General features: G+C 68.0%; 14 protein-coding genes and 1 pseudogene. 5 read left to right on the plus strand and 10 right to left on the minus strand.

Annotated features, from left to right (window positions below; all coding sequences use genetic code 11):
• Position 1 precedes the first annotated feature (1 nt).
• The 3 genes from H9L12_RS13790 to H9L12_RS12360 form a co-directional block, all read right to left on the minus strand.
• Entirely contained in the window at positions 2-994 is a 993-nt protein-coding gene (locus H9L12_RS13790) for a ShlB/FhaC/HecB family hemolysin secretion/activation protein (RefSeq protein ID WP_246450410.1), read from the minus strand.
• Complete coding sequence (locus H9L12_RS13795) at positions 979-1,737, minus strand: POTRA domain-containing protein (RefSeq protein ID WP_246450411.1); 759 nt, start codon at positions 1,735-1,737, stop codon at positions 979-981. Before H9L12_RS13795 ends, H9L12_RS13790 begins: the two co-directional genes overlap by 16 nt.
• A gap of 190 nt (positions 1,738-1,927) precedes the next feature.
• Entirely contained in the window at positions 1,928-2,818 is an 891-nt protein-coding gene (locus H9L12_RS12360) for an arginase family protein (RefSeq protein WP_187541974.1), read from the minus strand.
• A gap of 40 nt (positions 2,819-2,858) precedes the next feature.
• Between H9L12_RS12360 and hutI the strand changes: the two genes are divergently transcribed.
• Positions 2,859-4,070 (plus strand): imidazolonepropionase, encoded by a 1,212-nt coding sequence (gene hutI / locus H9L12_RS12365; RefSeq protein WP_187541975.1) that lies wholly within the window; start codon positions 2,859-2,861, stop codon positions 4,068-4,070.
• On the opposite strand, the gene H9L12_RS12370 is transcribed toward hutI, so the two are convergent.
• On the minus strand, positions 4,047-4,853 hold the full coding sequence (locus tag H9L12_RS12370; RefSeq protein ID WP_425506781.1) for a TerC family protein: 807 nt from the start codon (positions 4,851-4,853) through the stop codon (positions 4,047-4,049). The genes hutI and H9L12_RS12370 overlap by 24 nt on opposite strands.
• A gap of 244 nt (positions 4,854-5,097) precedes the next feature.
• Between H9L12_RS12370 and H9L12_RS12375 the strand changes: the two genes are divergently transcribed.
• From H9L12_RS12375 to H9L12_RS12385, 3 genes are all read left to right on the plus strand, one after another.
• Entirely contained in the window at positions 5,098-5,724 is a 627-nt protein-coding gene (locus tag H9L12_RS12375; protein WP_246450412.1) for a Pr6Pr family membrane protein, read from the plus strand.
• A 33-nt stretch (positions 5,725-5,757) separates the two neighbouring features.
• Positions 5,758-7,428, plus strand: coding sequence for a urocanate hydratase (gene hutU / locus H9L12_RS12380; RefSeq protein ID WP_187541977.1), 1,671 nt, complete (start codon positions 5,758-5,760; stop codon positions 7,426-7,428).
• Between the two features lie 296 nt (positions 7,429-7,724).
• On the plus strand, positions 7,725-8,594 hold the full coding sequence (locus H9L12_RS12385) for an OmpA family protein (RefSeq protein ID WP_187543293.1): 870 nt from the start codon (positions 7,725-7,727) through the stop codon (positions 8,592-8,594).
• 106 nt (positions 8,595-8,700) lie between these two features.
• Here H9L12_RS12385 and H9L12_RS12390 read toward each other — a convergent pair whose 3' ends face one another.
• Positions 8,701-9,393, minus strand: a complete 693-nt coding sequence (locus tag H9L12_RS12390) for a hypothetical protein (protein WP_187541978.1) — start codon at positions 9,391-9,393, stop codon at positions 8,701-8,703.
• 123 nt (positions 9,394-9,516) lie between these two features.
• Positions 9,517-10,425: a leishmanolysin-related zinc metalloendopeptidase gene (locus H9L12_RS12395; RefSeq protein WP_187541979.1), complete on the minus strand. Its 909-nt coding sequence runs from the start codon at positions 10,423-10,425 to the stop codon at positions 9,517-9,519.
• A gap of 191 nt (positions 10,426-10,616) precedes the next feature.
• On the opposite strand from H9L12_RS12395, the gene hutH reads away from it, so the two are divergent.
• Positions 10,617-12,107 (plus strand): histidine ammonia-lyase, encoded by a 1,491-nt coding sequence (hutH, locus tag H9L12_RS12400; RefSeq protein WP_187541980.1) that lies wholly within the window; start codon positions 10,617-10,619, stop codon positions 12,105-12,107.
• On the opposite strand, the gene H9L12_RS12405 is transcribed toward hutH, so the two are convergent.
• The 4 genes and pseudogenes from H9L12_RS12405 to H9L12_RS12420 all read right to left on the minus strand — a co-directional run bounded on the left by H9L12_RS12405 (position 12,104) and on the right by H9L12_RS12420 (position 18,151).
• On the minus strand, positions 12,104-12,511 hold the full coding sequence (locus tag H9L12_RS12405) for a DUF2147 domain-containing protein (protein WP_187541981.1): 408 nt from the start codon (positions 12,509-12,511) through the stop codon (positions 12,104-12,106). The genes hutH and H9L12_RS12405 overlap by 4 nt on opposite strands.
• Positions 12,512-12,615: 104 nt before the next feature.
• Positions 12,616-15,914 (minus strand): annotated as a pseudogene (locus H9L12_RS12410) (error-prone DNA polymerase).
• Between the two features lie 31 nt (positions 15,915-15,945).
• Positions 15,946-17,496 carry a Y-family DNA polymerase gene (locus tag H9L12_RS12415; protein WP_187541982.1) on the minus strand — a complete coding sequence of 517 codons (1,551 nt, stop codon included), beginning with the start codon at positions 17,494-17,496 and terminating at the stop codon, positions 15,946-15,948.
• Positions 17,390-18,151 carry an ImuA family protein gene (locus tag H9L12_RS12420; RefSeq protein WP_187541983.1) on the minus strand — a complete coding sequence of 254 codons (762 nt, stop codon included), beginning with the start codon at positions 18,149-18,151 and terminating at the stop codon, positions 17,390-17,392. Before H9L12_RS12420 ends, H9L12_RS12415 begins: the two co-directional genes overlap by 107 nt.
• Positions 18,152-18,227 lie beyond the last annotated feature (76 nt).

Consider the following 18,227-nt stretch of genomic DNA (forward strand, 5'->3'; position numbering starts at 1 on the left):
ATCATCTCCACGGCAAAAGTCGGCTGGTCAGGGTCAGCAGCAGTCGCGTCGGCCCCTTTTCGTTGGTGATTCCGGCGCGCTCGAGCGGCTTGGCGACGGTGAGGTCGAGTCGCATCCGGTCGGCCCACGCAAAGCGGACGCCTCCGCCGGCCGATTTCAGGTGATCGGGATCTCCGGCCAGGTTCTTGTTCCACGCCCACGCCGCGTCGCCGAACAGGAAGGGCTGAAGCGACAGGGTGTCGAGCTTTGGCGGAATGAAGCGCGGGCCGCGAAGTTCGACGGTGGCCCCGACGCCGCTGTCACCGCTAAGCAGTGCGGGGTCGTAGCCGCGGCCGATCGTGTAGTTGCCGGCGGTAAACTCCTCGAACGCGAACAGCGGCTTGAAGGCGATCTGGGCACGTGGCGCGATCGCCAGCGCCAGCGAAGAACCGATGGTGACTTCGGCATCGGCGCTGGCGCGGACCAGCATCGCATCGGGTTCGCCATCGGCGCGGCTCGGCCCGATTATTCCGGTCGGGCAGCCGCCGGTCGGGCAGCTGTTCGTCGCGCCCCAGAGGTCGAAGCCCTTGCGCAACTCTAGGCTGCCGGCGACGCGCCATTTCGGACGGCGCGACGACAAGTCGATGCTGTCGGCGGTGACCCGCAGGAAGCCGACGCGCAACCGGTCACGCGACTGCGGCCCGAAGAAATCGACGTCCTGTTTCAGGAAATCGAACCCGCCGCCGATCCACAGATTGTGCGACTGGCGGCGGACCAGGGGATAGCGCACCGCCAGTTCGGCAAACAGCGTTCGCGCCTTCAACGGCGGCACGACCGACGTCGTGTTGAGATCGGGCCGAGTCCAGGCGTAAGTGAAGTTACCGTCGACGACCAATCCCTCGCTGCCGGGGCGAAAGCTGTGCGACAGTTGCAGGATCTTCTGTTCCTTGTGCTGCGCGGTCGAATAGAAAGAGGCGCTGGTAACGTCGCCCAGGCCGGTCAGGCCGAAGAACATGGCGCGCACCTGCCCGCCCAGCGGCCCGTTTCGGGCGCGGCGAGGTTCTGCACCATGATGTCGAGCGATGCGGGAAGACGGACGACCGACACTTCGCCGATCAACTCGCCCGGCCCGGTGCCGGCGGGGCGCAACGTTAGTTGCACGTTGTAGCCAGGCAGGTCGCGCGCCAGCAGCAGGTATCGCTCGGCGCGATAGCGATCGAAAATCTCGTCCTCGGTGAGTTTGCTGAGATAGCCGGCCAGCTTGGCTTCGGCGCCCCCGGTTTGACCGCGGGCGCGCACCGTGGTGACCCGGGCGAACAGCGTTTCCATCCGCACGATACCGTCGTCGATGCGCTGCGTCGGCACCTGGACCGCGGCGAGATAGCCCTTGTTGCGCAGGATTGTCGCGGCGGCATCGCGGATCTCGCATAGCACCGCCACGGGTTGGGCCGTTCCGGCATAAGGCGCCCAGGACGGCGCCAGCTCTGCCGTTGTCGCGCCCTTCAGATTGTCGAATATTACCTCGCGAATGGTGACCTTGACGTCGGCGTATTGCGGGGCGGCGAGGGGGCAGGGCGACCGCTCGATCCCGCCGACGACGTTCAGCGTGCTCCTGGGGGCGGGCGCTTCCTGGGGGCGCGTGAGCTCGTCACGAGTGGGGGCAACCGATTGGGCCACGGCGGATGCCGACGATAGCATCGCGACGCCGGCAAGCAGGCTGAAGAAACGCACGTGCCGTCGCCCCGTCCCCACCGGCATGCCATGGTCCCCTTGATGGTGCGCGCTCCACCCCCGCGGAGCAAAGCGAGTCGCATCCGTTAAATTTTGTGTAACCAAGATTAATAAGAGTCAATGTTTAACGCGGTTGGGAGCGGTCCCTAAAGTGGAACCGCGTCAGGCACTTGGCACGTTGAATTGACCGGCCGGCGATCCTTTGCCGGCGAACCGATTAGCGGCTTTCGAACCCCGCGAGGCACTCCGCCAGCCAGCGGGCCGCGGTCAGTGCGCTGAGATCGGTGGAATCGAGCGGCGGATCCCATTCGCTAAGGTCGATCACGGCGACTTTCGGGCAAGCCGCCAGCCGCCGCGCGGCGGAAAAGAAATCGACGACGGAAATTCCACCCGGCCGGGCTCCCGGCGCGCCAGGGAACTGGCTCCGGTTGACGACATCGATGTCGCAATCGACCAGGATCGCGTCGCAGTGCGCGACATGGCCGATGGCCCGCTTCACCGCCTCGTCTATCCCGCGTTGGCGAATGTCGCTCGTCGTCACGACAAGATGCCCGCCCTCGATCGCGTCGCGGTGCATCGCCGCGCTGTTGGCGAACGGCGCCAACCCGACCTGAGCGATGTTGCGTCCGGGTAGCCCGTCCTCACGTAGCGCTCGCACCGGGTTGCCGTTGCCCAGGCCTTCGGCGGTCGAGCGAAGGTCGAAATGCGCGTCGAGGGTGATCAGCCCGATGCGGCCAAGTGGCAGGCCGAGCGCATCGCCCAGCGCAAGGACACCCGGCCTGGTGACCGCGTTGTTGCCGCCGATCAGGAAGGTCAACGCGTGACGGTTCACGCTCGCGGCGCAGGCCTCGCGGATCAGGCCAGTCGCTTCTTCGATGCTCATCTCGCCGATCGGCGCATCCCCATGGTCGGCAATCCGGGCTGCGATCTCGCGCCCCGTTTCCAGGTCGTACCGGCCGATCCGACGAAGCGTTTTGCGCAGGTGTCCCGGTGCCAGGTCGCAGCGCCCGGGTGTCACCGATCCGCTGGCCAGCGGCGCCCCGACCAGTCCGACCGGCGCGTCGCGTTGCGCATCGACGATCAGGTCGGCAAGGTTGGGCCAGCTCATGCTTGACGACTAGCACCGCGCCCGCTCATTGCCACCCACCATGTGGGACCGGCTGCTTACCGATTGTCATCTCGCGACGATGGTCGCCTCGCCCGGCAACCCGCTCGGCATCATGACCAACGCCGCGATCGGGATCGCCGATGGCCGGATCGTCCGTGTCGGCAAGCGTACCGAGCTCGCGGGCTTTCGCGCGAAGGAAGTGGTGCCGCTGGGCGGCGCCTGGGTCACGCCCGGCCTGGTTGATTGCCATACCCACCTTGTGTTCGGCGGGACCCGCGCCAACGAACATGCCATGCGCCGCGCCGGCGCGACCTATGAGGAAATCGCTCGCGCCGGCGGCGGCATCGTTTCGACCGTCGCCGCGACCCGCGCCGCTTCCGCCGACGACCTCAAGGGCTCGGCCCGCCGCCGTCTCGACGCATTGATGCGCGGTGGGGTCACGACGATCGAGATCAAGTCGGGCTACGGCCTCGATACGGCGTCGGAAATCCGGATGCTCAATGCGGCGCGGTCGCTCGGCCGCGATTCGCCGGTGCGGATCGTGCCGACCCTGCTCGCGCTCCACGCCCTGCCGGCGGAGGCGAAGGACGACCGCGAATCCTTCGTCAAAATGGTCGCCGACGAGATGATCCCCGCCGTTGCCCGCGCCGGCCTCGCCGGCACGGTCGACGCCTATTGCGACACGATCGGGTTCACCCCGGCGGAGGTCGAGCGCGTGTTCACCGCGGCCCTCGCCAATGGCATGGCGGTCCGCCTCCATGCCGAGCAATTGTCGAACCAGCACGGCGCCGCGCTCGCCGCGAAATACAAGGCGCTGTCGGCCGATCATCTCGAACATCTCGATGCGGCCGGCGCGCGGGCGATGGCGGCGGCGGGGACCGTCGCGGTGCTGCTGCCCGGCGCCTATTATGCGCTGAACGAGAAAGTGAAGCCGCCGGTCCAGTTGCTTCGCGACGTCGGCGTGCCGATGGCGGTGGCGACCGACTGCAACCCCGGCACCTCGCCGCTGCTGTCGCCGACTCTGGCGATGAACATGGCCTGCACCCTGTTCGGCCTGACCCCGGAAGAAGCGATCGCGGGCATGACCATCCACGCCGCCCGAGCCCTCGGCCTGGCGCACGAAGTCGGCTCGATCGAGGCCGGCAAGGCCGCCGACCTCGCCGTCTGGCGGATCGGGGAGCTTGCCGAACTCGGCTACTGGATCGGCCTTCCGGGGCCGGAGCGGCGGCTATTCGCCGGACGTGATTCCTGATGGAGCCTCGCCGCGCGCCGCCGCGGCCTTCGCCTGCCGTCGCCTCGACCAGATGTTGAGGCCCTCGACCGCTGCCGAAAATGCCATCGCCGCGTAGATGTAGCCCTTGGGCACATGCACGCCGAAGCCGTCCGCAATCAGTACTGCGCCGATCATCAGCAGGAAGCCCAGGGCCAGCATCACCACCGTCGGGTTGTGATGGATGAAGTTGGCCAGGGGGTCGGCGGCGACGAACATCACCACCACCGCGACGATCACCGCAATGACCATCACCGGCAGGTGGTCGGTCATGCCGACCGCGGTCAGGATGGAATCGATCGAGAAGACGAGGTCCAGCATCAGGATCTGGACGATCGCCGCGCCGAACGTCAGCGTCTTCGACGGGCTGTCGAACAGGTCGTCGTTGGGATTGGGGTCCGCGTTGTGGTGGATTTCCTTGGTCGCCTTCCAAACCAGGAACAGGCCGCCCGCGATCAGGATGAGGTCGCGCCACGAAAACTCGGTCTCGAACGAGGGTTCGCCGTGCGCCCCCGGCGCGCCCTGGAAGCCAAGGTCGAAAACCGGCGCGGTCAACCCCACCAGCCAGGCGATCGTCGACAACAGTGCGAGACGCATGATCAGCGCCAGCGAAATCCCGACCCGCCGGGCCCTCTGGCGCTGCCCTTCCGGCAATTTGTTGGACAGGATCGAAATGAAGATGAGGTTGTCGATGCCCAGCACGACTTCCATCACGATCAGTGTCATCAGTGCCGCCCACACCGTGGGATCGGCGAACAGGGTCATCAGACCTTCCATGAAACAACCTCTCTGAGTCTCGCGTCGACGAACATCGAAAGGTTTAGCCGGGTGCGTCAGGCTTCACGAACGGCACCAGGGCAAACCCCGATGCGGTCCGACATCACGACCTTGTCAGCAAGGTCGCCAGAGGGGCCCGGCCCGCGCGGCCATGGCTAGGCGAGAAGCGATTGCGGTTCAAGCGCGAGGTTGGCATGTCCTCCTGACGTCAAGCCAGCGGGGAGGCAGGGACATGAGCATGGGTGTAGCTTCGAACGGAGCGCGCCTCGCCGCCGTGCTCGTCGCCGCCGTGGCATGGATCGGCATCGCCGTGCAGTTTCGGGCGACGTTGGGCCAAGGTTACGACATCGGCGCGACGCTCTGGATCCTGCTCCGCTATTTCACGATTCTCACCAACCTCGCTCTGGCGGTGATGATGACCATGGTGGCTCTCGGGCGCCGAGTGTCGCCGGCATGGCTCGGCGGCGTGACGCTGGCGATGGTGCTCGTCGGCGTGGTCTACATGACGCTGCTGCGCGGCCTGCTCGACCTCAGCGGCGGCGCCCTTCTGGCCGACACGCTGCTGCACAAGGTGACGCCGATCCTGTCCGCGCTATGGTGGCTGCTCCTCGCGCCAAAGGGGCGCCTTGGTCGGCGGGCACCATTGCTGTGGGCGCTCTATCCCTTGGTCTATTTCGGCTACGCCTTGTGGCGCGGGTCGATCGAAGGCGTCTTCGCCTATCCCTTCATCAACTACGCGAACATCGGCGTTCCCGCCGTGGCGCTCAACGCGGTCGTCATCGCCGGCTGCTTCCTGCTCGCCGGGCTCAGCATGGTGGCGATCGACCGCCGCCTTGGCGCATCGCGCGCGGCGGGCTAGGGCGCGGCCCAGCCCAATCGACAGGACCGCCCGATGACCGACCCCCGCCTCGACAACAGCCGCCGCATCCGCGCCCGCCGCGGGTCCGACATCAAGGCGAAAAGCTGGCTGACCGAAGCCGCGGTGCGGATGCTGATGAACAACCTCGATGACGAGGTCGCGGAAAATCCGCAGAGCCTGGTCGTCTACGGCGGCATCGGCCGCGCCGCGCGCAACTGGGCAGCCTATGACAAGATCGTCGAAACGCTGGAGCGGCTGGAGGGCGACGAGACGCTGCTGGTCCAGTCGGGCAAGCCGGTCGGCGTGTTCCGCACCCACGCCGACGCGCCGCGCGTGCTGATCGCCAACTCCAACCTCGTGCCCAAGTGGGCAACGTGGGAAAAGTTCAACGAACTCGATCGCGCTGGCCTCATGATGTACGGCCAGATGACCGCGGGCTCGTGGATCTACATCGGCACGCAGGGCATCGTTCAGGGCACCTACGAAACCTTCGCCGAAATGGGCCGCCAGCATTACGGCGGCGACCTTCGCGGCAAGTGGATCCTCACCGCCGGCCTCGGTGGCATGGGCGGCGCGCAGCCGCTGGCGGCGGTGATGGCGGGTGCGCACTGCATCGCCGTCGAATGCCAGGAAAGCTCGATCGAGAAGCGGCTGGCGACGCGCTACCTCGACCACCGCGCCACCTCGATCGACGAGGCGGTCGACATCATCGCCAAGGCCAGCGAACCGGTCAGCGTCGGCCTGCTCGGCAACGCTGCCGAAATATTGCCGGAAATGGTCGCGCGCGGCATCCGCCCCGACGCGGTCACCGACCAGACCTCCGCCCACGATCCCGCCAACGGTTACTGCCCTGCCGGGTGGAGCGTCGCCAAGTGGCTGGAGATGCGCGAGCGCGATCCGGCTGCTGTGGCGCAGGCCGCCCGCCACTCTATGGCCCGCCATGTCGAGGCGATGCTGGCGTTCAAGGCGATGGGCATCCCCACCTTCGACTACGGCAACAACATCCGCCAGGAAGCACTCGACGACGGCGTTGCACGCGCCTTCGACTTTCCTGGCTTCGTCCCCGCCTACGTCCGCCCGCTGTTCTGCCGCGGCATCGGCCCGTTCCGCTGGGCCGCGCTGTCGGGCGACCCGGAGGACATTTACCGCACCGACCAGCGGGTCAAGGAACTGATCCCCGACGATCCCCACCTTCACCGCTGGCTCGACATGGCGCGGGAGCGCATCGCGTTCCAGGGTCTGCCGGCGCGCATCTGCTGGGTCGGCCTTGGCCTCCGCCACAAGCTCGGCCTCGCCTTCAACGAGATGGTGCGGAATGGCGAAGTCAGCGCGCCTATCGTTATCGGCCGCGACCACCTCGACAGCGGCAGCGTCGCCTCGCCCAACCGCGAGACGGAGGCGATGATGGACGGCAGCGACGCGGTCAGCGACTGGCCGCTGCTCAATGCCCTGCTCAACACCGCCAGCGGCGCGACCTGGGTGTCGCTCCACCACGGCGGCGGGGTCGGCATGGGCTATTCGCAGCACAGCGGCATGGTGATCGTCGCCGACGGAACCGACGACGCGGCGCGCCGGCTGGAACGCGTACTGTGGAATGACCCCGGCACCGGTGTCATGCGCCATGCCGACGCCGGCTACGAGATCGCCATGGACTGTGCCCGCGAGCAGGGCCTCGATCTGCCGAGCATGAGCCGCCGAGCTTAAGCGAAGCGCAGCCCGGCGCCCTTGTGTGGAGCGGCGGCGAACGCCGGATGACGGGACGTTATTCGCGCCGATCGACCATCTGCCGGAAGGCGGGTGAAACGGTTCGCCGCTCTTCGCGGGCGCGTCACCCATAAACTTAACGGGGGCTAAACCACGGCCAATTCCGTTCATCTGGCAGCAAGGTTCGGCTGAACAGTCGGCGCGATGAAGTGACCGGAAAAGCGTGTCGCCAACGCGGCAGGCCGGTCACCGGAGGAACGAAATTGGTGCAGATTTTGAAGCGATTGACGGTTCCCATGCTGTTGGCTGCGGTGGCCTTGCCGGCCAGTTCGCTTTCGGCGCAGCAGGTTGACGGCGGGGATCCGATAACCGTGACCGGCCAGCTGCCGGCGACCCTCAAGGGCTTGCCCGAAGGACCCGAAATCAAGGGCATGATCACCGCGCGCAAGGGCGGCCAGATGCAGGTCACCGCCGACAACGGCGCCAGCACGGCGGTTCTCGTCGCCCCGACCACGGAGATCAAATCGAGCGGCGGTTTCCTTGGCCTCGACAAGGACAAGCTTTCTGCAGCCTCGCTGCTCAATGGGCTGCCGGTTACTGTGAAGACGGTGCAGTACGGCGGCGGACTCATCGCCACCCAGGTCAAGCTCAAGGACAAGAACCTGGCGACTGCCTCGATGATCCGCAACGGAACGGCGCAGCGCTTCGGGGAGCACGACACCGCGATTGCCCAGAATGCGGCGGCGACCGAGGCCCTTCGCGGCCGCGTGGGCGACATCGACCAGTATAACATCAAGGGCACGACCAACATCTACTTCGACACCGGCAAGTGGGCCTTGTCGCGGGACGAGGAAGCCCAGCTGTGCGCGGCGGCGACCCAGGCCAAGGCGATGGACAACGCCCTCCTGCTCGTCGTCGGCTATACCGACGCGGTCGGCGGCGAGGACTATAACCAGGCCCTCAGCGAGAAGCGCGCGGCCAAGGTCGTCAACTATCTTCAGCAGAAGTGCGGCTGGGCGCCGTACCGCATGCTGACCCCGACGGGCATGGCCGAGGCCGATCCGGCGGCGGACAACACCACTGCCGAAGGCAAGGCGCAGAACCGCCGCGTTGCGGTCAACATCCTGGTCAGCAAGGCCGTCGACGGCATCGGCGAAGGCGGCTAACCCGCGAGTTGTCTCCGGCGGCGCCCGCCCTGTACGGGCGTCGCCGGAGTCATGCCACCGTTTGGCCGCAAGCGGTCCACCTTCCCAGCGCGGACACCCGCCCCTGCTATCGCTGGCCGTAGCTGGACAAATCGGTCATCGGCCGGCCTGCCTGGTAATCGCCGCCGCCACCGGCACCGCCATCGTCGCTCATCCGCGAGGAAACCGGCGCAAAGTCCCTCTTGAAGCCGGTGTTGCAGCCGCGGGATTTCAATTCGCTTTCCACCGCGCCGAGCGTCATCGCGGTCCGCGCCACGCCGCCGAAGCCCGACTGCTGCTCGATCGGCGGCGCGTTGGCGGAGAGGAGCTTCTCGGCAAGCTCGCGGCATTCGTCTGCGCTCAGGCTGCCCGCCGGCCGAACCAAATCGTCCAGTTCGTCTTCCAGCACCATGCTGAACAGCCCGAGCGTCAGGCCTTTCGAACGAAACGCCGGGGCGACGAAATCGTCGGGCGCGTCCCCGCGCTCGACCTTGGCGGTGACTCGTGTCTGTCGGCCGCCCGCGACCGGCTCGAGGTGGGCGATCATTCGCACCGCGACCTTGTCGCCGCTCGTGACCGTCCACACCATGTCGTCGCCTTCCTGCGTCAGCTGGAACAGCGGCGCGACACCGCCCGACCGCGAGGGATCGCTTGCCGGGGCGCCGGGCGCGTTGCGGATGTCGAGGTCCATCAGGGCGCTTCGCACGTCGTCGGGCGATGCGCCGACCGTGCGGTCGATGCCGCCGCTGCCGCTCATCAGGTAGGCGGCCGGCGCCGCCACGCAGCATAATCCCGTAAAAGCCTTGCCGAACATCAACGCACCCGCTGCTGGATCTAGAAGCAGCGGGCACGGTGATGGAAAGGGGTGAAGAAGTGGTTGCCCGCCTTCTTCACCCGCGGCCCGTTACACCAGCGTGTAGGGGTCGGCCCAGGCGTCGATGTTCGACGTAATGGTATAGCCCAGGTCCTTGAACGACGCCGCGCTCATCGCGGAATAATAGTTCGGACCGTCGTTGAGGTAACCGGTCATCATCTCGTTATCGAACGTCTTTTCGTCCCAGTGCGCACCGGCGGTGCCGCCGCCGCCGTCCTGCTCCACCGGGACGCCCGAACCCGAACCGCCCAGTTCGAGATATTCGGCCAGCGCGTTCTGGCCGGTGAACAGGCCATCGGTAACAAGGCCGAGCCGCGACCAGATCGATCCGAAGCCCAGGCTGTGCGACATTTCGTGAAGCACGACCGCCTCGAAAGCTTCCAGGCCCATCGCGTTGACGTCGACGATGTCGAACTTCATCGTCGCGGTCACCGGCAGCGACCCGGCGGTGCGTACCGCGGTCGGGCCGGCTTGCCCAAGCACGTTGCCGGCGCCGTCGATATTGCCAAGCTCGGCAACGATCAGGATGTCGTCGACGCTCTTCGGTCCGCCCTTGCTGCCATAGACCGTGGCATTGGGAAGCTCGCCGATGATCAGTGCGGTCAGTTTGTCGGCGGAACTGACGAAGATGTTGTACAACTCCTGGGTCCAGGTGCCCTTGAACTCGATCGTGATATTGTAGCCGCTCGCCGTGTTTGCCGGGCCGCTCGTATAGGGCGCGAAGCTGGTCCCGCCGCCGCCGCCGCCGCCACCGCCGCCGGGGTTGCCGCCACCGCCACCCTTCGCGGCCGCGACATCGTTGGTATGGATGATGTGCGTCAGGTCGACGCCGACGATCTTGTCGGTCGTCATCGGCAGATCGACGCGAAGGTCGAGCCGCGACTGCCCGAACGCGGAATTGCCGGGCGTGGTGTCCTGCCCGTCTGTGGTTTTGCGCATGCGATACCCCTCGTTGGCGGCCGGACGTGCGCCGGCCGCGGATCGACCAGCCTAAGCGGCGATCTACGCCTTGCAAGTCATTATATTCGCGCGAAATTTCGAACCGGCGCACGCGCGGCGCGCTCCGCCGATGACGGCGTTCATTGCGCGCCCCCTGTGATTTGCCGGCGCTTTCTGCCAAGGGCGCGGCCATGCTGATCCTCGACCCGACCACGATCGACCTCGCCACCGTCCGCCGCCTTTGGGCAGGCGAGCCCGGTCGCCTTGACGACGAATCGCTGGCCCGGGTGGATGCGGCCGCTGCGGCGGTCGGACGCATCGTCGCGGGTGGCGCGACCGTTTACGGGGTCAACACCGGCTTCGGCCTGCTTGCCCAGACGCGCATCCCCGCCGATCGGCTCGCCGACCTTCAGCGCAACCTGATTCTCAGCCACAGTTGCGGCCTTGGCGACGCGCTCCCGCGCCACGTCGTCCGGCTGATGATCGCGCTCAAGTTGCTTGGTTTGGGGCGCGGCCATTCGGGCGTCCGGCGCGACGTAATCGACGCGCTACAGGCGCTGCTCGATGCCGATGCCATGCCGATCATTCCCGCGCAGGGCAGCGTCGGCGCGTCGGGCGATCTCGCCCCGCTGGCACACATGGTCGCCGCGCTGATGGGTGAGGGCCGCATCGACCTGGCCGGAGAAATTCTCGCTGCCCGCGATGCGCTCCAGCGCCTCGGCCGCGATCCGCTTTCGCTGGGCCCGAAGGAAGGTCTCGCACTTATCAACGGGACCCAGGCCTCGACCGCGATCGCGCTCGACGCACTGTTCATTGGCCAGCGCGTGTTCGACGCGGGGATCGCCGCCGGCGCGCTGTCGGTCGATGCGCTGATGGGCAGCATCGCCCCGTTCGACCCGCGCATCCACGCCGTCCGCGGCCAGCCGGGACAGATCGAGGTCGCCCGGCGCCTCCGCGCCCTGCTCGACGGCAGCGAGATCAATTGCAGCCACCACGACTGCGACCGGGTCCAGGACCCGTACAGTTTCCGCTGCCAGCCGCAGGTGATGGGGGCCTCGCTCGACCTGCTCGGCCACGCCGCGCGCACGCTGGAGATCGAAGCCGGAGCGGTGACCGATAACCCGATCCTTTTCCCCGACAGCGACGAGGTCATCTCGGGCGGCAATTTCCATGCCCAGCCGATCGCCTTCGCGGCCGACATGATTTCCATGGCGCTGTGCGAGGTTGGCTCCATCAGCGAGCGGCGGACGTCGGTGCTGGTCGATCCCAAGATGAGCCGCCTGCCGGCCTTCCTGACCGACGACGGCGGGGTCAATTCGGGCCTGATGATCCCGCAGGTCACCGCCGCCGCCTTGACATCCGAGAACAAGAGCCTCGCCTTCCCGGCCAGCGTCGATTCCATCCCGACGTCGGCGGGGCAGGAGGACCATGTGTCGATGGCGCCGATCGCGGCGCGGAAGGCAGTGCAGATTGCGAAGAACGCCGCGGGCATCGTCGCGATCGAACTCATCGCCGCCGCGCAGGGCGTCGACTACCGCGCCCCGCTCAAGACCAGCGCGCCGCTCGACAAGGTTCACGGCCTCGTCCGGTCACGCTCGCCGCACCTCGAATCCGACCGCTACTGGGCCGATGAAATCGCGGGTGTGCAGGCGCTGGTGCTGGACGGCGCGTTCGCGGGCTAGCGCACCCGGCGCCAGTTCTGTTCCTTGCACAGGACTCCGGCCACCGCGCAGCCCCTGACCGAGATGGTGTTGGCGCTCAGCACGCGGATGGTGCCGCCGGCGCTCATGTTGCGCTTGGGAAGGAACACCTTGCCCTTGTAGCCGCCGCGACCATCGGGGACGAAGCCGTGCATCAGGCGGGTGCCGATGAGGTTGGCGGTTCCGCCTTCGCGTGCGTCGGCCTTGGCCTTGGCGGAGGCGCTGACCACCGTGCCGCACCAGGAATTGCCGCAGCGGTCGACGTCCACCACGACGCTGCCCTTGGGATTGGACCAGCGGCCCTCGATCGAGCCCGCCGGCGCGGCCGCCGTCGCCGCCGAAGCGAGCGTCGCTGCCACCGTCATGCCAACCAGAAAGAGTTTCATCTGTCCATTTCCGCTGTTGTGGGGGATGTCGGGGTCCTAGCACAGGGCGATTAAGCTGTTGATGAACGAAACAAGGCGCAATTGGGGCGCTCCATCGCTTCGGGTCAGTGAAAATCGCGGCTTTTGGGGATGCAGCTCACGTTGCGCGGGTGAATGCCGGTCTTCGCCCGCCAGCTGCCGCCGCCATCGCCGTTCGACAGGGTGGACGGCATCGATTCCTCGCTCAGGGACCGCAACATATGGGTGTCGTCCTCCAGCTTCGCCGCGACGACATGGACTACCGCCTCGTCATGCTGGACCATGCCGTGGACGACCATCAGCCGCGCGCCCATCACCACCCCGCGCTGGGCGGCGAAGGCATCCGGCCACACCACCAGGTTGGCGATGCCGGTCTCGTCCTCCAGCGTGATGAAGCACACGCCTTTGGCGCTGCCCGGCCGCTGGCGGATCAGCACCAGCCCCGCCAGGCTGACGCGGCGACCATAACGCAGCGATCTGAGTTCGCCGGCGGTGACGAAACCGCGCCCGCCATAGTGGCGGCGCAGGAAATGCATCGGATGGGCTTTCAGGCTGAGGCGCGTCGTCTGGTAATCGATCACCACCTGCTCGCTCATCGGCATCGCCGGCAGGCGCACGACATCGGTTTCCCAGCCTTCGTCGCGCGCGTCGGCATGAGCGAACAGTGGCAGGTCGGGCGCCCCTTTCAGCGCCCGCGCGTCCCACAGCGCGCCGCGCCGGTCGAGCTTGATCGAACGGAAGGCGTCGGCTTCGGCCAGCCGTTCGATCGACGACACGCCGGCGCCCGAACGGCGGCGAACCTCCTCGACCGACGGATAGGGCGTGTCACCACGCGCCGCGACGATCCGCGTGGCCGCGTCCAGCCGCAGCCCCTCGACCTGGCGCAGCCCCAGCCGGAGCGCGACGCCGCCGTCCCCGGCCGGCTCCAGCGTGCAGTCCCACTGGCTGTGGTTGACGTCGATGCCGCGCACCTCGACACCATGTTCGCGCGCATCGCGGACGATCTGGGCGGGGGCGTAGAAGCCCATCGGCTGGCTGTTCAAAAGCGCGCAGGCGAACGCCGCCGGGTACTTCCATTTGATCCAGCTCGACACGTAGACCAGGTGGGCGAAGCTCGCCGCATGGCTTTCGGGGAAGCCATATTCGCCGAAGCCGCGGATCTGGTGGAAACAGCGCGCGGCGAAGTCGGGGTCGTAGCCCCGCTCGACCATCCGCCCCACCATCTTGTCCTGCAGCAGGTCGATCGTCCCGCGCGACCGGAACGTCGCCATTGCCTTGCGCAACTGGTTGGCCTCGGCGGACGTGAACTTGGCGGCGTCGAGCGCGATCTTCATCGCCTGTTCCTGGAAAATCGGCACGCCCAGCGTCCGGCCGAGGATCCGCTCCAGCTCGTCCGGCGGGCCGTGCTCCGGCGACGGGCAGGGGAAGGTCACCGGCTCCTTGCCCTGACGTCGCTTCAGGAAAGGGTGGACCATGTCGCCCTGGATCGGACCGGGGCGGACGATCGCGACCTCGATCACCAGGTCGTAGAATTCGCGGGGTTTGAGGCGCGGCAGCATGTTCATCTGCGCCCGGCTTTCGACCTGGAATACGCCCAGCGAGTCCCCCTTGCACAGCATGTCGTAGACCTGCGGCACCTCGCGCGGGACGGTCGCCAGTTCCAGCGGTTCGCCATGATGCTTGCCGATCAGGTCGAAGGCTTTCCGGCAACAGGTCAGCATGCCCAGCGCCAGCACGTCGATCTTGAGGATGCCCAGTTCCTCGATGTCGTCCTTGTCCCATTCGATGAAGGTCCGGTCGTCCATCGCGCCGTTGCCGACCGGGACGGTTTCGATCAGCGGCCGTTCGGTCAGGATGAAGCCGCCGACATGCTGCGACAAATGCCGCGGCATGCCGATCATCTGCTGCGCCAGCGCGATCGTGCGGCGAAGGTGCGGGTCGGCGAAATCGAGCCCCGCCTCGCCGACGCGTTCCTCGGCAATGTCGGCCTCCATGCTGCCCCAGTGGGTCGAGGCGATGGCGGATGTGACGTCTTCGCTAAGCCCCATCACCTTGCCGACCTCGCGGATCGCGCTTCGCGGGCGGTAATGGATGACGGTCGCGGCGATGCCGGCGCGTTCCCGGCCATATTTGCCGTAAATGTGCTGGATCACTTCCTCGCGCCGCTCATGCTCGAAATCGACGTCGATGTCGGGCGGCTCTTTCCGCTCCTCGGAAATGAAGCGTTCGAACAGCAGGTCGCTGGTCGACGGGTCGACCGCGGTAATGCCCAGGCAATAACAGACCGCGCTGTTCGCCGCGCTGCCGCGTCCCTGGCACAGGATCGGGGGTCGAGGCTTCGGGCGAAGGCGACAATGTCGTGGACCGTCAGGAAATAGCGCGCGAAGTCCAGCTTCTCGATCAGCGCCAGCTCATGCTTCAACTGTTTCAGGATGCGCGGCGGCACGCCTTCCTTCCACCGCTTCGAGGCGCCGATCCAGGTCAGGTGGGCCAGCTGCTGCTGCGGCGTGCGACCGCCCGGCACGCTTTCGCGCGGATATTCGTAGCGCAGCTCGTCGAGCGAAAAGTCGATCGCGTCGGCGAAGGCGCGGGTCGCGGCAATCGCGTGCGGCCAGCGTTCGAACAGGCGGACCATCTCCGCCGGCGACTTCAAATGGCGCTCGGCATTGGGGTTGAGCCGATAACCGGCGGTGGCCAGCGTCACCTTCTCGCGGATGCAGCTCATCACGTCCTGCAACGGCCGCCGGTCGGGCGTCGCATAATGGACGTCGTTGGTGGCCAGGATGGTGAGCCCGTGCGCCCGCGCCAGCCGGTCGAGCCGTTCGATCCGCGCCAGATCGTCGCCGCGATAGAGGTGGGCGGCGGCGATGTGTTTCATGCCCGGCAAGGCCGCGGCCATCGCTGGCAGCGCCGCCTCGAACGCGTCGAGATCGGCGGCCGGCATGGCGATGAAGGCGATACCCTCGCCATGCAGCGCGACCTCGCTCAGCGTAAGGTCGCACTCGCCCTTTTCGCAGCGCATCTTGCCCAGGCTCAGCATGCGCGACAGCCGGCCATAGCCTTCGCGGTCGATCGGGTAAGCGAGCAGGGACGGGGCATCGACCGGGTCTATCCGGCACCCGATCAGCGGCCGCATCCCCGCGCCCTTGGCGGCGCTGTGCAGCCGCACCACCCCGGCCAGCGTGTTGCGGTCGGCGATGCCGATCGAATCCATCCCCATCTCGAGCGCGGTCAGCACCAGCTCGATCGCGTCCGACGCGCCGCGCAGGAAGGAAAAGGGGCTCGACACGCCCAGCTCGACGAACGGTGCGGGAGGGATCGGCGGCAACGCCTCGCCATCGCCCAGCACCAGCTTCTTGCGCGAAAATCCGGTATATTCGGGCATCAGCCGAACGCCTTATCGAGGGTTCGGATCGTCATCCGAACAGGCCGTGAAGATACCAGACCGGATCGCCGCCACGCCCGTCGCCGTGCAGTCCTTCGCGGTAGATCCAGTACCGGCGGCCCTCGCGGTCCTCGACCCGGTAGTAATCGCGAAGGCGAGCGGTCGATCGTTCGCGCCACCATTCCGGCGCGATCCGCTCCGGTCCCTCGGCGCGGGTCACGTCGTGCACCGCCCGCCGCCACACGAAGCGGCGCGGCAGGCCCTCGGGCGTGGCATAGATCACCGCAATCGCCTCGGGCCGGTCGAGCATCCGCGGCGGGCGCGGTGCGGTCGGCGGCGGCGCCATGCACTCCGCCGCCGGTTCCAGCGCCGGGCGCCAGCCGCTGGCGCGCTCGGGGAGATGGCTGGCACGCGGTTGCGGCCGGCGCACCCGCTCCGGGCCCAGCTTGACCGACAGGCGATCGACCAGCCGCGCCACCTCCAGCGCCGGCGGCGGGCCGCCGATCAGCCCGTCCTGGCCTGCACCCAGCGGCTCGCACCACGCCGCTTCCAGCGCGAACCCGTCGAAGCCGAAGCCGGGATCGAGCGTTCCCGCCTTGTCGGCCAGCAGGCGGTGGAGGTGTTTGGCCTCGCGGGTCGCCAGCGCGGTCGCCGCCACCGCTACCGCCACCTCCCCGTCGACCCGGTACCCGGCCAGCAACAGCCGCCGCGCGCCCAGCTTGCGCGCTTCCAGCTGCTTGACGAGCCCGGGCACCAGAAGGTCGAGCGCCTGGGGCGCGGCGGCCGGATCGGACACCGGCTCGGCCAGGCGCAGCAGGGCGCGGGGCGGGGGATCGTCGGGGATGGCGGTCAGCGGCTCGGCCTTGCGTCCCAGCATCCGGTCGAGCGCGTCGAGCGGATTGTCGGCCTCGCGAAAGCGCCGCGCCAGCGGACGACGCTCGACCCCCGCCAGCGTGCCGATCCGCTTCAAGCCCAGCCGCTCCAGCGTGCGCGTGACCTCTGGCGGCAGGCGCAGCGCCGCGACCGGCAGCGGCGCCAGCCGCGCGGCGGTGGCATCGACGGGGCAGGATTGCGCGGCGGACGCGCCATGATGGGCCAGCGCCCATGCCGCACCGGGGGTGCAGGCGATCGCCACCCGGCTCGACAAGCCCAGGCTCGACAGCCGCCGCTGGATGTCGGCGATCAGGCCATTCTCGCCGCCGAACAGGTGCGCCGCGCCGCTGGCGTCGAGCCGTAGCCCATCCGCCCCGTCGATCTCGACCAGCGGCGACCAGCGCGACGCCCAGCGCGCCAGCCGCTCGAGCAGCGCCGCGTCGCCGGCCGGGTCGGCTACAACCACCTGCAATCCAGGGTCGAGCGCCCGCGCATCGGTCAGCCGCATCCCCGGCCGCGCGCCCAGCAATTGGGCGGCCTCGGTCGCGGCGGCGATGCGCTGGCCATGCGCTTCTTCGACGACCAGCGCCACCCGGGCGTCGTCAGGAGCGCCCGCCAGCCGCCGCCAGCGTTCGATCGCCAGCCGCGGCAGCCAGATCGCGACGATTCTCTGCTCCCTTGACCGTTTCTCCGCCTTGCGCCGGTTCATCGCCGACCCTCCATCGGCCAGGCGCGAAGCCCCGCGCACGGAACAGCTCCGCCTCCCACGCCGCCGGGCCGGGCGCGCGCGGGTTGAGCGGGTGGGGCAGGCTCGGCGCGCTGGCCACGCGCCAGCGCATCCGCGCCCCGCTGAGGTTGGCGTGACCGCCCAGCCGAATCAAAAAGGCGGCCACGCCATGCCGTTCGGCGGCCACCGCCAGCCGCCGGGTCGCGGTAAAGTCGAGCGCTTGTGGGTCGCCCCACAGCTCGCCGACGACGGCGCTCAGGGCCGAACATCGCAGCCCCTCCTCCATCGCCCACAGGGCATCGCGGGCATCGCGCACCTCGACATGAATAAGTTCGGACAAGCCAAGCCCCGGCGGGTAGATTCGGCCGCTTTCCAGGATCGCCATCCGGTCCTGCACCCACAGCAGCGGGCGTTCCGGCACCAGCTGGCCCAGCAACAGCCCGGCCCAGCCGCCATCGCGCGGGGACGCGGCGAACAGCTCGCTGAGCGTCGGCCCCGCCGGCGCTGGAAGCTCGCCGGGCAGGCGCCAGGGTGCCTCGGTCCCTTGCGGAACCGCCGCTTCTTGGCCCGACCGGGGACGCGCGCCACCGCCTCCGTCCAGGGGACGAAGCCGGGCCCGCTGCCCGCCGGCGGCCACCAGGGAAAGACCTGCCGCCACACGACTCGCAACGCTTATGTTCTTATTTTGTTCTTATCGTTCCGACTCCCTCGGG

It is taken from the genome of Sphingomonas rhizophila, assembly GCF_014396585.1.
GTDB lineage: Bacteria > Pseudomonadota > Alphaproteobacteria > Sphingomonadales > Sphingomonadaceae > Sphingomicrobium > Sphingomicrobium rhizophilum.

Coding starts and splice junctions, on each gene's coding strand:
- H9L12_RS12395 (WP_187541979.1), bottom strand. CDS start 10,425: ATGCGCAAAACCACAGACGGGCAGGACACCACGCCCGGCAATTCCGCG.
- H9L12_RS12370 (WP_425506781.1), bottom strand. CDS start 4,853: ATGACCCTGTTCGCCGATCCCACGGTGTGGGCGGCACTGATGACACTG.
- H9L12_RS12415 (WP_187541982.1), bottom strand. CDS start 17,496: ATGAACCGGCGCAAGGCGGAGAAACGGTCAAGGGAGCAGAGAATCGTC.
- H9L12_RS13795 (WP_246450411.1), bottom strand. CDS start 1,737: ATGCCGGTGGGGACGGGGCGACGGCACGTGCGTTTCTTCAGCCTGCTT.
- H9L12_RS12385 (WP_187543293.1), top strand. CDS start 7,725: ATGCTGTTGGCTGCGGTGGCCTTGCCGGCCAGTTCGCTTTCGGCGCAG.
- H9L12_RS12405 (WP_187541981.1), bottom strand. CDS start 12,511: ATGAAACTCTTTCTGGTTGGCATGACGGTGGCAGCGACGCTCGCTTCG.
- hutU (WP_187541977.1), top strand. CDS start 5,758: ATGACCGACCCCCGCCTCGACAACAGCCGCCGCATCCGCGCCCGCCGC.
- H9L12_RS12375 (WP_246450412.1), top strand. CDS start 5,098: ATGAGCATGGGTGTAGCTTCGAACGGAGCGCGCCTCGCCGCCGTGCTC.
- hutI (WP_187541975.1), top strand. CDS start 2,859: ATGTGGGACCGGCTGCTTACCGATTGTCATCTCGCGACGATGGTCGCC.
- hutH (WP_187541980.1), top strand. CDS start 10,617: ATGCTGATCCTCGACCCGACCACGATCGACCTCGCCACCGTCCGCCGC.
- H9L12_RS12360 (WP_187541974.1), bottom strand. CDS start 2,818: ATGAGCTGGCCCAACCTTGCCGACCTGATCGTCGATGCGCAACGCGAC.
- H9L12_RS13790 (WP_246450410.1), bottom strand. CDS start 994: ATGTTCTTCGGCCTGACCGGCCTGGGCGACGTTACCAGCGCCTCTTTC.